The sequence below is a fragment of the Actinoallomurus oryzae genome (assembly GCF_039541955.1).
Taxonomy (GTDB): Bacteria; Actinomycetota; Actinomycetes; order Streptosporangiales; family Streptosporangiaceae; genus Actinoallomurus; species Actinoallomurus oryzae.
Window position 1 is genome coordinate 40,711 of sequence record NZ_BAABHF010000034.1, and the last position, 12,280, is coordinate 52,990.

Here is a 12,280-nt window from a genome sequence, read left to right on the forward strand (position 1 = left end):
TGGCCCGGTCGCGAGCCGTCGGCAACGGCGGCGCTCATTCACACCACCTGGAAGATTTTGTATGCGATCCCGCCCTCGACGAGGTAGCCCGATCCCACGCAGACGATGTCGTTCAGCCACGCATGCGACTCGGCGCCCGTCTCAAAAAGCGGATTCGTCCTGAAGTAGTAGCGAGACGGGGATACCCGGTGCCTGGTGGCGTGGTCGGCCATTTCCGCGCGCAGTTCCGGCGGGGTGGTGTAGCGACCGCCGTAGGTCATGTGCAGCAGGGCTCCGTCGTCTGTCCGCAGGGCGAGCCGGACGTCCAGGAGCATGGCGCCGTCGGGGCGGAACAGTGCCCAGTCACCGCCGCCCGGCAGGACTTCGCCGCGCAGTCTCGGGCCCTCGAACGTTCCGCCGGCGGAGCCGAACAGGACGCGTTGCCCGACCGGTCCCCTGCCGAAGTTCAGCCGCGGGTTCAGATCGACCACGATGTCAAAGAGGAACTCCGTCTGGATTTCCCCGACGTCCTTCACGCGTGGGTCTGCAAGCATGCGGAGTCACCTTTCGTTGCTGGAGTCCGCCGGCCACGGGCCGTCGTCCCGAAGGCCGGGTTCTCCAGCACCATCTCCGGGTGGAGCAGTGCCAGGGCCGCAGGGATGTCTTGGTGACTCTTGGCGACGGCCAGTGCCTGCGCCGGCTCGAACATGCGATCGCCGTCCATCGTCAACCCTCCGTTGGCGGTGAGGACCGAAACAATACGTACGTTCGTACGTATAGGCAAGCGGCTGTGGCACGATGGAGGAGATGAGCGACAACGTCCCGCCCCCCGGCGCCGCGGTCACCGACGGGCGCCTGCTGCGCGGCGCCCGATCACGGCGGGCCATCACCCGGCACGCCGTCGACATCGCGTCGTTGGAGGGGCTCAACGGTCTCAGCCTCGGCCGGCTGGCCACGGACCTCGGACTGAGCAAGAGCGGCGTCCAGACCCTGTTCAAGACGAAGGAGAACCTGTACCTGGCCACGGTCGAAGCGGCACGCGAACTGTTCCTCGACGCTGTCGTGCGCCCAGCGCAGGCCGCGCCTCCGGGAGCAGCGCGGGTGCGCGCCCTGATCGACCACTGGATCGACTATGCGGAAAAGCCGCTGTTCACCGGCGGCTGCTTCTGGGCGGCCAACCTGCCCGACTTCGACAGCCGCCCCGGTCCCGTCCGGGACGCCCTGGCGGGCCAGCACCAAGACTGGCTGTCCCTCATCTCCGCACAGCTGCGACACGCGCTGAACGCCGGCGAGATCGCCTCCATCGACCCCGATCTGGCCGCCTTCCAGGCCGACGCGGTCCTCAACGCGACCAATACCGCCCTGCGCCTGGGTGATCGCGACGCACCCGGCAGAGCCCGCCGTGTGATCGACGGCTTCCTCACCCGCCCTTGAACGGGCGTTCCACCTCCCCGGGCGCTCACCGATCGACGCAGATGCGACGGCGGGCCTTCGGCGGAGATGACAAGGCTCATTGCGACAGAACGTCTCGCGGGAGGTAGAGCGGCATCGAGTCCTCCCACTGACTGTCGGTCAGCAGCTTCTTGTCGGAGCCGTCCGCCTTCATGCTGAAAATCTGGCCGTAAGGCTGGAAGGTGTCGTCGTACAGCGCCGCTCCCGCGCGGAAGCCGTACATGCCGCTGTTGTAAAGGATGCGTCCGTCATGATTCCAGACGGCGTGGCCGTCGTTCGCTCCGCTGCTGGTCAAGACCCGCAGGTCGGTTCCGTCGGGACGGATGGTGCACACGTCGAAATTGGTCGCGCTCGTCTTGCGGGTGAAGAGAATGAGTCTGCTGTCCGGGGACCAGTCGGGCAGATTGTCGAACTCCTCGGTGAGTACGCGCGTCGCTCCGGTAGTGAGGTTGAGAACTCCGTGCGTGGAGACGAAGGCCAGTTCCGTGCCGTCCGGTGACAGGGTGCCGCAGTCGTTCATCGCCGGACCGAGAACCAGCGGTTCGAGGCCCGTTCCGTCGATACGAGCCCGATAGTGGGCTGAATTCCCATCACCCGTCCGTTCCGACGTGAAGACGAGTGACCGGCCGTCGGCGGCGATGCCCGCGTGATAGTCGAACCCCGGGTTCGCCAGCAGCTTGCGCTCGTTCGAACCGTCGATGTCGGAGATGTAGAGATCCGACGATGAGGGCCCGATCCGGTTCATCAGCATCACGCCCTTCGTGCCGGCGGCGGCAGCCGCGACCGCGAAGGGCTTGGGAAGCAGGGTCGCGCCGGCGGCGGCCGCGCCGGCCGCCAAGAACGTCCGGCGCCTCATGGTGGTTTCCATCGCCCTACCAGCTCCCCACTCACGCGGATGAGGTCGAGGGTGCTGACCTGGGAATCGGCCGGTTTCGGTCACCGGCATGGCGAATGCGGCCCCCGAACGGCCGCCGCCGTCTTCAGATGGTTCGGGGCGGCTCCTCCGCCCCGGTGGGTGGAGGAGCCGTGACCTGCTGGGAACCGATCTATCCGAGCACCGGGTAGTTGGCGCGGAACACGTTGTGCGGGTCGCGGGCCCGCTTGATCTCCCGCAGCCGCGCGAGCGCGCTGCCGGAGAAGGACTTGGCCGCCGTCTCACCAGGAGACAGCACGGTGTACGGCTTGCGACCGCTGATGTAGGCATCCAGGTCGGCCACGACCTCGGCCTGCTTGGCGCGCGTCGCATCGGCCACGTGCGGCAGGCCGAGCCCGACCAGGCTCAGCAGGTACGGCTCGGCCACCGCGCCGCTCGCACCGGCGCCGCCGCCCGGCTCGGCGAGCGCCCCGCCCAGGTGCCTGATCTGAAGGTTGACGAGTGGTTCGATCGGCTTGGCCAGCAGGATCTCCACCGCGTCGGCGTCCAGGCCGGTGAGCAGCTCCGCACCGCTGATGAAGGGGGTCGGGTCGGTGGGCTCGGCGGTGATGTCACCCAGGTCGGCGACCGGGACGACGCCGCGGCCGTCGGAGATCGCGCCCTCGATCTTGTCGAGGCGAGTCAGCAGGTCCTGCGCCTGAGCCGCCTCACCCAGGTAGGTCAGATCCAGCGTGACCATCGGCGGCGCGCCGGGTGGCTGGAACCGGTTGATCCAGACACTGAGCTCATCCGGCGCCTCGGCGGTGATCTCCAGGAATGCGTCGTACACCTCTCTGGTCCGGTGCTCGGGCCAGATGACGCGCCCGCCGTACATGGTGGGCACCGGGTACAGCTGGAGTTCGAGGGCGGTCACCATCGCGAAGTCCCCGCCACCGCCGCGCAGCGCCCAGAACAGCTCGGGATCGGACTCGGCGGTCACCCGGCCGGGCTCGCCATCGGCGTCCACGATGTCGATGGCCCGCACGCTGTCGGAGGCGAAGCCGTACTTGCGGCTGAACCAGCCGACCCCACCGCCCAGGGTGTAGCCGGTCACGCCGACCCCCGGCGCGCTGCCCGACAGGCCGGCCAGACCCAGCGGACCGACCGCCGCCAGCACCTGCCCCCACCTCACGCCCGCGCCCACCCGAGCCACGCGCTCCTCCGCGCGTACCTCCACCTGGTTCAGCAGGCCGGTACGCAGCAGGATCAGGCCTTCCACATCACCAGAGGCGCCATGTCCGCTCGGCTGTGCGGCCACCGTCATACCCGCCCGCCGCGCGTAACGCACCAGCGCCGCCACGTCGTCGGCGTCCGCGGCCTCCACCACGGCCGCGACCGGCTGCCTGACGGTGAGGTTCCAGGCGGTGGCCGCCTGCTCGAAGCCGTCGTCACCAGGCAGGAGCACGCGGCCCTTGAGGACACCGCGCATATCGTTGATCGTCATCATCGTCCCTTTTCGAGTTCTCAGTGCGTGCTTGAGGAGGGTCTTGTCGCAGTTGTTCGAGGGAGCGTGGGCCTTCGCGGCCGGCGGGTCGCCTACCGCTCGGCAAGGCGCCAAGATCGCCTTGACCGGGCGTCTGTGACCGCGCCTGCCTACCGGTCCGGCTGGGCGTGGTGGGCGACGTGCAGACGTCAGGCCGGCTGCGCGGCGGGCGCCGGGGCGACGGCCTCCTGGGCCTTGCCGCTCTCGCGGAGGATCAGCAGGCCCGTGACCGCGATCAGCGCCGAGGTCAGGCCGTGGATGCCGAACGCGGCGGCCACGGAGCCGTGGTGGGCCAAGACGGTGAGCATGTCGCCGAACGGGGCGACGGCCACCATCAGCACGACCCAGCCCAGGGAGCGGCGGTGGCCCGTCACCAGCAGGATGCCCATGCCCAGGCCCATCGAGATTTCGCGGCTGCCCTTCACGATGAGGAAGCCGCCGCCGTCACCAGAGGGCCAGCTCGGCAGGCCGAAGCCCGGGGCGGACGTCTCGGGGGTCAGGACGAAGGACACCCCGAGGTAGAAGGTGAACAGGACGACGACGGTGGCCAGGACGGTGTTGAGCTTCTTCAGCGACATGGTTTCTCTCTTTTGACGTTCAGACGGGTCGGGGCAGGGCTCAGCCGCGGACGCGGCGGACACGGCGGATGTGGCGGGCGTAGCGGGGACGACCGATGACATGCCAGATGACGCGGACCGAGGCGGGAAGGCCGCTGAGCACGGTGGCGCGCTCGGCCGGGTCGGCGTCTTCCAGGACGGCGCCGAAGAGCGTGAGCAGGGTGGGCTTGGAGGTGTTGTTCACCAGGTGGTCGCCCAGGGAGGCCCACTCCTGTTCGGTGATGTGCTTGGCCGCGAGCGGGAGGAGGGTGGCCTCCTCGTCGTCGAGGTGGTCCAGCAGGACCGCGTGGTGCTCGGCGAGGGCGGCGACGAGGGTGTCGCGTTCGTCGGCGCCCGCCGTGGTCTCCCAGGCGGGGACGGCGGCGTCCAGCCTGGCCAGGGTGGCCGCGATGCGTTCGTGCTGGGCCTGCATGCGCAGGACGATGTCGGCCTCCAGGTCCACCCGGGAAAGCAGCGGCGGCCACAGCAGCTCGTCCTCGCCCTCGTGATGGTTGTGCAGGCCCACGCGGTAGACGCGGAAGTGGTCGGCGATCACCTTGGCGCGCGCGGTGTCGCCCGGGGCGACGGCCGCGACGAGCTCCACCAGCAGCCGCGACTCACGGCGGAGCACGCGGTGGACGATCTCCATATCCCGGGTGTTGACGCTCATCTGTTCCCGCCTCTGTTGGCTTGCGCCTGGTCGGTTGCGATGTGTTCAGGCTGCTCCCGGGGGTTTGGAGGGGACTTGGAGCTGGCTTGGACCAGTCCACGTACGATGTGCCGGACCATGGTCTTCATCCGGGTGCTCGGCGCGTTCGCGGCCGAGGTGAACGGTGCGGCCGTTCCCCTCGGCGGGCCGCGGCAGCGTGGCGTGCTGGCGTTGCTGGTGTCGGCGCGTGGGCAGGTCGTGCCGGTCGACCGGATGATCGAGGATCTGTGGCGCGGGGAGCCGCCCTCGCGAGCGCTGATGTCCTTGCAGGCGTACGTGTCCAACCTGCGCCGGCTGCTGGAGCCCGGACGTCCGCCACGCACGCCGGCCCGGCTGCTGGTGAGCGCGTCGCCCGGTTATGCGCTGCGGTTGCCGCCGGAGTCGGTGGACGCGTGGCGGTTCGAGGACCTGCTCGACCAGGCCCGTACGGTCACCGACCCGCGCGCCGCCCGGGCTCGGCTCGCCGAGGCGCTGGGGCTGTGGAGGGGGCCGGCGTTCGCCGAGGTCGCCGACGAGCCGTGGGCCGCCGCCGAGACGGCCCGGCTGAACGAGCTGCGCCTGCTCGCCACCGAGCTGCACGTCGCGGCGGGTCTGCGCATCGGCGACCCCGCCGCGGTTGTCGCCCAGGCCGAGCGGCTCACCCGCGACGAGCCGCTGCGCGAGGAGGGCTGGCGGCTGCACGCGCTGGCGCTGTGGAGCAGTGGCCGCCAAGCCGACGCGTTGGCGACGCTCCGCCGCGCCCGCGGCATCCTCGCCGAGGAGCTCGGGCTCGACCCCGGCCCGGACCTGACGGCGTTGGAGGAGGCGATCCTCACCCAGCGCACCGACGTCCTGCGCGAGACCGTGCCGCCGGCACCGCCGGCCGCACCGCCGGCGCGGCCGGCTCCGATCACCAACACGCCGTTCGTTGGACGCGAGGCACAGCTGTCGGCACTGGTCACGGCCGCCGCCGAGGCCGCCACCGACGGAACCCGCATCGCCCTTGTCACGGGCGAGGCCGGGCTCGGCAAGTCGACGCTCCTGGAACACCTGGGCAGGCGGCTCGAACATGACGGATGGCTGGTCGCCGCCGGCCGCTGCCCCGAGGTCGACAGCGCGCCGCCCGCCTGGGCCTGGACCGAAGCGCTGAGAGCCGTCGCCGCGACCACGTCCCCGGGCGAGTTCGCCGACGACCTCGCGCCGCTGCTCACCGACACCGGACCGGTGAACGCCGACGCCACCGCGGGACGGTTCCGGCTGCGCCAAGCCGTGTGGAAGTGGCTCGCGGCGGTCGCGACGGAACGCCCGGTCGCCGTCGTGCTGGACGATCTGCACTGGGCAGACGCCGCCACGCTGGAGCTGCTCGGCGGCGGCCTCGGCATGCGGGCCCCGATCCTGGTCGTCGCCGCTTACCGCGGGGACGAGAGCGAGCACCTCACCGAAACGCTGGCCTCCCTCGCGCGGGCCAGGCCCCTCCGCCTGGCGCTGCCGGGGCTGAACGACGAGGCCGTCGCGGAGCTCGTTCGGACCGAGTGCGAGGCCGACGAGGAGACCATCGCCGGGATCGCCGAGCGCACCGGCGGCAACCCGTTCTACGTGCGCGAAAGCGCCCGGCTGCTGAACGGCGAAGGCGCGCTGGTCGCCCTCTCCGAGGTCCCCGAAGGCGTACGGGACGTCCTCCGCCGCCGGCTCGCGCGCCTGCCCGAAGGAGGCGTGTCCATCCTCCGGCTCGCCGCCGTCGCGGGCCGGGAAAGTTCGGTGGACGTCCTCGTCAAGGCCGCCGACACCGACGAGGACGGCGTGCTGGACGCGCTGGACGCGGGCGTCATCTCCGGGCTCCTCGACGAGCCCGGCCCAGGCCTCATCCGTTTCGTCCACGCCCTCGTCAGGGACACGCTCGTCGCCGACCTCAGCCGCCTCCGCGCAGCCCGGATGCACACCCGGATCGCCGACGCCCTGGAAGGCACCGACGACATCGCGGCGCTGGCCCACCACTACGCGCGCGCCGGCTCGCCGAAGGCCGTCGGCTACTGCGTCCAGGCCGCCGAGCTCGCCGAGGCCCGCTACGCCCACGACGTGGCGGCCTGCCTCCTCACCGACGCCGTCACCAACTCGACCGGACCGGACGAACGCGTCGAACTGCTCGGCAGGCTGCTGCGCGCACAGATCCGGGCGGGAGCCGTCGCAGCCGCCCGCGAGACACGCCGCGAAGCCGTGGAGTACGCGGAGTCCTTGGGCCGCGACGACCTGATGATCGCCGCGTTCACCGCATGGACAGAGCCGACCCCCTGGCAGGCCCGTACGTACGGCACGGTGGACCGGCCCATCGTCGACCGCCTGAGCCGCCTGCTGAAGCGCGACCTGACCCCTTCGGTGCGGTCTCGGCTCCTGACGGCGTACGCGAAAGAGCTGATCGGCGAGGACGACCCGACCGTTCTGCAGGCGGCGCAAGAGGCCCTTGACCTCGCCACCGGACCCCGGCTGCGGGCCGCGGCACTGGAGATCCTGGCCGAAATCCACGGCGACGCCGAGCTCTGCCGGGAACTCGTCGAGATCGGCACCGAGCACGACCTGCCGGTCTACCGCGTCACCGGGCTGCTCAACCATGCCGCCGTCGCCGCCGACGCCAACGACCCGGTCACCATGCACCAGGTGATCATCGAGGCCCTCGACCTCGCGCGCACCTACCGAATGCCCGAGGCGACCGCCGTCGCCGAGATCACGCTGGCGACCCTGGCGCTCATCGAAGGCCGTTTCGCCGACGCCGAACTCCTCTACATCAAGGCCGACGAGGGCATGCGGCGCGCCGGATCGGTGCACGCTACGGGCTTTCTCCCCCTCGCCCTGGTCACGATCCGGCTGAACGACGGCACGCTCGGTGCGCACTTGGACGACGTGCGCGCCCTCCACGCCGCACTCGGCCCCATGACCTCCGACCTGCTCGCGCTGGCCCTCCACGCCAACGGCCTGGACACCGAAGCCCGCGAGGTCCGCGCGTCACCCGGCCCGATCCGCCCCGACTTCTTCTTCACCTTCCTCACGACGTTGCGAGCGATGGCCATCGTCGCCTTGAACGACCGCGACGCCGCCGAGGAGATCTACGCGACGCTGCTTCCGCACCGCAACGGCCCCCCGGCGGGCGCCACGAGCCTGGCGGTGGCCCTGCGCCCGGTCGCCCACACCCTCGGCGAGCTGGCCGTCCTCCTCGGCCGCGACCACGAGGCCGCCGCCCACTTCGCCCAGGCCGCCACCATCGCCGACCAGTGGAACGCACCCCACTGGGCCGCCGAGGCCCGGTCGCGAACGACCACCTAGCGAATGGGCTTGGGCGGTCACTCGGTGCGGAGGGCGACGGCGGTCCGGGTGCGAGTCGCCCACCCGGCGGGCAGCAGAGCGCCCGCGGTTGCGATCACCAGTCCGCCCAGGAGCAGCGGGATCACGAGCGGCAGGTCATAGACCGCCGCGTCGACGGCCGGAATGTCGGTTCCCGCGGCGCGGCCCATGATCGGAATGACGACACCGTGGACGGCGATGCCGATGGGAACGCCGACCACGCCGGCGATGAGACCGACACCGCTCACGGACGTGATGATCACGACTGTCGTCTGCCGCGGTGACATACCGAGCGCCTTGAGAACACCGAGGTCGTGTACTCGTTCGCGGGTGTCGAGGACGGCGGTGTTGAGCACCCCGAGACCGGCGACGGAGAGCAGAAGAATGGTGAGGGCGCCGGTCAGAGCATCCATGGAGACCACGGTGTCGCTGAGCTTGTTGCTGTTCCGGGTTGCCGAGACGCCGAATGGCTCCAGGTCCCGGTTCACCGCCTGGATGTAGTCGTCACGTTTCACGCCCGGCTTCAGTCGGACGTTGAACTGGTACGAGAGAGGGTCCATCTGCGGCTGCAGTGCGGCGATCGACGTCCGGTCGAGCACGATGAGCATGCCCTCCTGGCGGACGTCCAGAACTTCCCCCACGATCTTGACGGTCGACGACCGGGATCCGTTGATGAGCGTGATGCCGTCGCCGATGCGGGTGCCGGTCGCGTGCGGGAAACCGGACGCTGCGACGACCTCGCCCGGCCCGTGGAACCAGCGTCCCCGGATCATCTGCCATGACGCCCAGGAGGAATCACCCTGGTAGGAGATCACCGTGGTCGAGCCGGCCGAACCGGCCACCCCGAGATCTGCCTCGGCGCTGTTGAACCACTGCCCGGTGCCCGGCTGCCGGGCGATCGCGGCGTCGACCTTGTCGGTGTTCACGGGCGAGGTCAGGTCGCTGACCACCACGTCACCCGGAGATCGGAGGTTGATGCCGCTCTGAATGCCGTTGAGGGAGAGCGCCAGCCCGATTCCGAACGTGGCACCGATCGTGCCGATCGCCACGGCGACCGCCATCGTCGCCGAGCGACCGGGACGCGCGAACGGTGTAGCCAGGCCGAGCGTCAGCGGGCGGGGGAGAGGAAGCCGCCCGAGCACCCGTCGGGCCACGCGACCCCGGTCGCCACTCGGCGTGCGACCCACGGCGATGGCCTCGACGGTGCGCAGGTTCCCCGCTCGGCGAGCCGGAGCCCACGCGCTGGCGGCGATGGCCCCCGGAGGGTTTGCCGCCGCCATCCGGGACGTCTGGGACGTCTGGGACGATGCTGTTGCGGCCCCGAGTGGGAAGGCCCGCCGGTATGGCTGCACGGTGACCTCCATCCCGCGAACGTCGTCGTCTCGGACCGGACGATTTCGGGTGTGATTGATTTCGATGCCATGTTCGCTGGCGATCCGGCGTGGGACCTCGCGGCCGCGTGGGTGCTGCTTCCCGCGAGCGCGGGCTCACGGTTCTTTGAGGTGTACGCGCATGCGGACGAGGCGACGATCCGGCGCGCCCGAGGGTTGGCTGCCATGAAGAGCCTTTTCCTCATCCTCATGGGTCAGAACGGGGATCGGGGTCTTCCTGGCGGCAAGCCGACATGGGGACCCGCAGGCCGGGCGGCGCTCGATCGTGTTCTGACATTTAGCTTGGGCAGGCCCTCCCCCGCATAGGCCCCGCTCCCATCTCGGAGCGACGCGGACCATTTCAAGGCGCTTTGCGGCTGGTGTCTGAGCTGGGATCCGGAGCCTATTCAGCTATCGCTGATTTCTCCGAGAATCCAACCCGCTGGTGACCGTACGTGATCTCCAGGAACGTACCGAGTCCATATCCCGCCGGTCTCATTGCGGAGCCGAGCGGTGGTCTTGTCGTGGTGGCCGGAAGCCCGGCGATGACGGGAACGCCGCCCTGCCTGTGCTTCGGCAACCGGACTGAGACTCAGGTGTCGGCCGGGTAGCCGGCGCTGCCACGTAGGTTCGGCCGGAAGACGGCGTACCCGCGCGCGACCGGGGTCGTGGTGTGTAGGTCGCGCCCGATCCAGCCGTCCTGGTAGGCGCCGACTGGACCGCCGTGCGGGTGGACGACCAGTGGGTACGGCGCGTCGCCTCGTGGCAGGTCGAGCAGGCCCTGCAGCCCGTCGAGAGCCGACCACGTCACCTGCCGGGCGGTGCCCACGGCGGCGCGAACGCTCTCGGTGCCTGGACCGGCGCTGCTCAGTCGTGCTTTCAGGTTGCCGGCGGGCCATCAGGCAGCATTTCTCTCTCGAACGAGTCGCGTCCCGACGTGTCGAACCGCGCGCAAAGTTCCTGTACCTCGTCCTTGAGAAGTACGATCTGGGAAAAGCCGACAAGTTCGCCTTCGACCCGGATCGGCGAGACCGTGACCAGGATTGTCGTCTTCCCATAGGGCCTGGCGACGTAGCGCACCGGCTCAACGCGGCCGTCTTCGAACAGCTTGAGCATGGCGTCGAAACGGGGATTGGTCACCGCTCGGCGATGCCGCTTCCGGACGTCGTTGCCGATGTATTCGGGCATCCGGTCGAGATGCTCCGATGCCCACTTGTTGTAATACATCACTGTTCCGTGGCGGTCCACGATGGTGACTCCGACTCCGGCCTGCTCGACAAGCCGGTCCGCCCACTCGTCCAGGCCCCAGTCCGTGGCGATGCGTTTCTCGGCGACTTCGGCTAGCTCGGCCCGAGATGTCATTGGTGCCTCCGAGAAGGATCGGCGGGATACCCGTCGTACTCGACAGACGGTGTCTGGTGTCCTTAAGCCTGGACGTCCGGCATCGAGTTCACAATGAGTCTTTTCGTGAGTGAGCCTTCGGCCGAGCCGAAGGCTGCTCGGATCGGGCGGTGCGGGTAACGTCTCGACCCATGACGTACGACCTGACCGATCTTCAGCTGTTCCTGCAGGTGGTCGACCAGGGCAGCATCACCCGGGGGGCGGATCGGTCACACCTGTCGCTGGCCTCGGCCAGTGCGAGGATCAAGGCGATGGAGAAGGCTCTGGGGGCACCGCTGTTGATCCGGCACCGCCGTGGCGTTGTGCCATCACCGGCAGGGTGGCTGCTGGTGGCCCATGCCCGTGAAGTCGTTGGGCAGATCGCTCGGATGCGTTCAGAGTTGGCCCGGTATTCCGACGGCTTGCGGTCCACTTTGGTGATCTCGGCGAACACGTCGGCGACCGAAACGCTCGTGCCGTCGGTGATGGTCGACTTCATGGCCGACAACCCCGACGTCGACCTGGAGCTGGAGGAACGGCCAAGCCATGAGATCGTCGCCGCCGTCACCGACGGCCGGGTGGAACTGGGGATCATCGCCGACACCGTGGACTCGGGCCGGCTGGAACACGCGGTCCTGCGTCCCGACCCGCTGGTCGTCATCGTGCGGCCAGGCCATGCTCTGGCCGGGCGTGCTGATGTCGCGTTCAGCGAGTGCCTCGGCCACCCATTCGTCGGCTTCACCGAGGGGAACCCGTTGCAGGAGCATCTGAGCGGGCAGACCCAGCCGCTCGGGCTCCGGCCTCGCTACCGAGCGCATCTGCCGACCACGGAGGCGATCTGCAGTGCGGTGGCGGCTGGGGTCGGCATCGCCGTGGTTCCCGCGGTTGCGGCCGCCCGTTGGCAGCGTGCCTACGACCTGCGGGCCGTGGACCTGACGAATTCCTGGGCGAAGCGCAATCTGCTGCTGTGCAGCCTAGGCTGGTCCGGGCTCTCCGAAGCCGCGGCAGCGCTCGCCGCACACCTCAGAACGTCGTGATCGCGTTCACGCGACTCAACGGATATTTGATCGCCGCCGCCCGCTCCAG

General features: G+C 69.8%; 13 protein-coding genes. 4 read left to right on the top strand and 9 right to left on the bottom strand.

Annotated features, from left to right (window positions below; all coding sequences use genetic code 11):
* Positions 1-38 precede the first annotated feature (38 nt).
* Both ABEA10_RS28165 and ABEA10_RS28170 read right to left on the bottom strand, forming a co-directional pair.
* A complete protein-coding gene (locus tag ABEA10_RS28165) occupies positions 39-533 on the bottom strand; it encodes a DUF3237 domain-containing protein (protein ID WP_345469008.1) in 495 nt (164 codons plus the stop codon).
* Positions 512-703 (bottom strand): hypothetical protein, encoded by a 192-nt coding sequence (locus ABEA10_RS28170; RefSeq protein ID WP_345469009.1) that lies wholly within the window; start codon positions 701-703, stop codon positions 512-514. The genes ABEA10_RS28165 and ABEA10_RS28170 overlap by 22 nt, the downstream gene beginning before the upstream one ends.
* 83 nt (positions 704-786) lie before the next feature.
* Here ABEA10_RS28170 and ABEA10_RS28175 point away from each other — a divergent pair, with 83 nt between their 5' ends.
* Positions 787-1,413, top strand: a complete 627-nt coding sequence (locus ABEA10_RS28175; RefSeq protein WP_345469010.1) for a TetR/AcrR family transcriptional regulator — start codon at positions 787-789, stop codon at positions 1,411-1,413.
* Positions 1,414-1,489: 76 nt separating this feature from the next.
* On the opposite strand, the gene ABEA10_RS28180 is transcribed toward ABEA10_RS28175, so the two are convergent.
* The 4 genes from ABEA10_RS28180 to ABEA10_RS28195 all read right to left on the bottom strand — a co-directional run bounded on the left by ABEA10_RS28180 (position 1,490) and on the right by ABEA10_RS28195 (position 5,093).
* Positions 1,490-2,299 carry a TolB family protein gene (locus tag ABEA10_RS28180; RefSeq protein WP_345469012.1) on the bottom strand — a complete coding sequence of 270 codons (810 nt, stop codon included), beginning with the start codon at positions 2,297-2,299 and terminating at the stop codon, positions 1,490-1,492.
* Positions 2,300-2,477: 178 nt separating this feature from the next.
* Positions 2,478-3,788, bottom strand: a complete 1,311-nt coding sequence (locus tag ABEA10_RS28185; RefSeq protein ID WP_345469013.1) for an FAD-binding oxidoreductase — start codon at positions 3,786-3,788, stop codon at positions 2,478-2,480.
* 188 nt (positions 3,789-3,976) lie between these two features.
* Positions 3,977-4,405 (bottom strand): DUF4267 domain-containing protein, encoded by a 429-nt coding sequence (locus ABEA10_RS28190; RefSeq protein WP_345469015.1) that lies wholly within the window; start codon positions 4,403-4,405, stop codon positions 3,977-3,979.
* 40 nt (positions 4,406-4,445) lie between these two features.
* Positions 4,446-5,093, bottom strand: a complete 648-nt coding sequence (locus ABEA10_RS28195; protein ID WP_345469016.1) for a hemerythrin domain-containing protein — start codon at positions 5,091-5,093, stop codon at positions 4,446-4,448.
* A gap of 117 nt (positions 5,094-5,210) precedes the next feature.
* On the opposite strand from ABEA10_RS28195, the gene ABEA10_RS28200 reads away from it, so the two are divergent.
* Positions 5,211-8,426 carry an ATP-binding protein gene (locus ABEA10_RS28200; protein WP_345469017.1) on the top strand — a complete coding sequence of 1,072 codons (3,216 nt, stop codon included), beginning with the start codon at positions 5,211-5,213 and terminating at the stop codon, positions 8,424-8,426.
* 17 nt (positions 8,427-8,443) lie between these two features.
* Here the strand turns inward: ABEA10_RS28200 and ABEA10_RS28205 are convergent, their stop codons facing one another.
* Complete coding sequence (locus tag ABEA10_RS28205) at positions 8,444-9,505, bottom strand: ABC transporter permease (RefSeq protein WP_345469018.1); 1,062 nt, start codon at positions 9,503-9,505, stop codon at positions 8,444-8,446.
* A 285-nt stretch (positions 9,506-9,790) separates the two neighbouring features.
* Between ABEA10_RS28205 and ABEA10_RS28210 the strand changes: the two genes are divergently transcribed.
* Complete coding sequence (locus ABEA10_RS28210) at positions 9,791-10,141, top strand: phosphotransferase (protein WP_345469100.1); 351 nt, start codon at positions 9,791-9,793, stop codon at positions 10,139-10,141.
* A gap of 265 nt (positions 10,142-10,406) precedes the next feature.
* On the opposite strand, the gene ABEA10_RS28215 is transcribed toward ABEA10_RS28210, so the two are convergent.
* Positions 10,407-10,643 carry an alpha/beta hydrolase family protein gene (locus ABEA10_RS28215; protein WP_345469019.1) on the bottom strand — a complete coding sequence of 79 codons (237 nt, stop codon included), beginning with the start codon at positions 10,641-10,643 and terminating at the stop codon, positions 10,407-10,409.
* 50 nt (positions 10,644-10,693) lie between these two features.
* On the bottom strand, positions 10,694-11,176 hold the full coding sequence (locus tag ABEA10_RS28220) for a PAS domain-containing protein (protein WP_345469020.1): 483 nt from the start codon (positions 11,174-11,176) through the stop codon (positions 10,694-10,696).
* A gap of 170 nt (positions 11,177-11,346) precedes the next feature.
* Here ABEA10_RS28220 and ABEA10_RS28225 point away from each other — a divergent pair, with 170 nt between their 5' ends.
* Positions 11,347-12,231, top strand: coding sequence for a LysR family transcriptional regulator (locus tag ABEA10_RS28225; protein ID WP_345469021.1), 885 nt, complete (start codon positions 11,347-11,349; stop codon positions 12,229-12,231).
* The last annotated feature ends 49 nt before the right edge of the window (positions 12,232-12,280 follow it).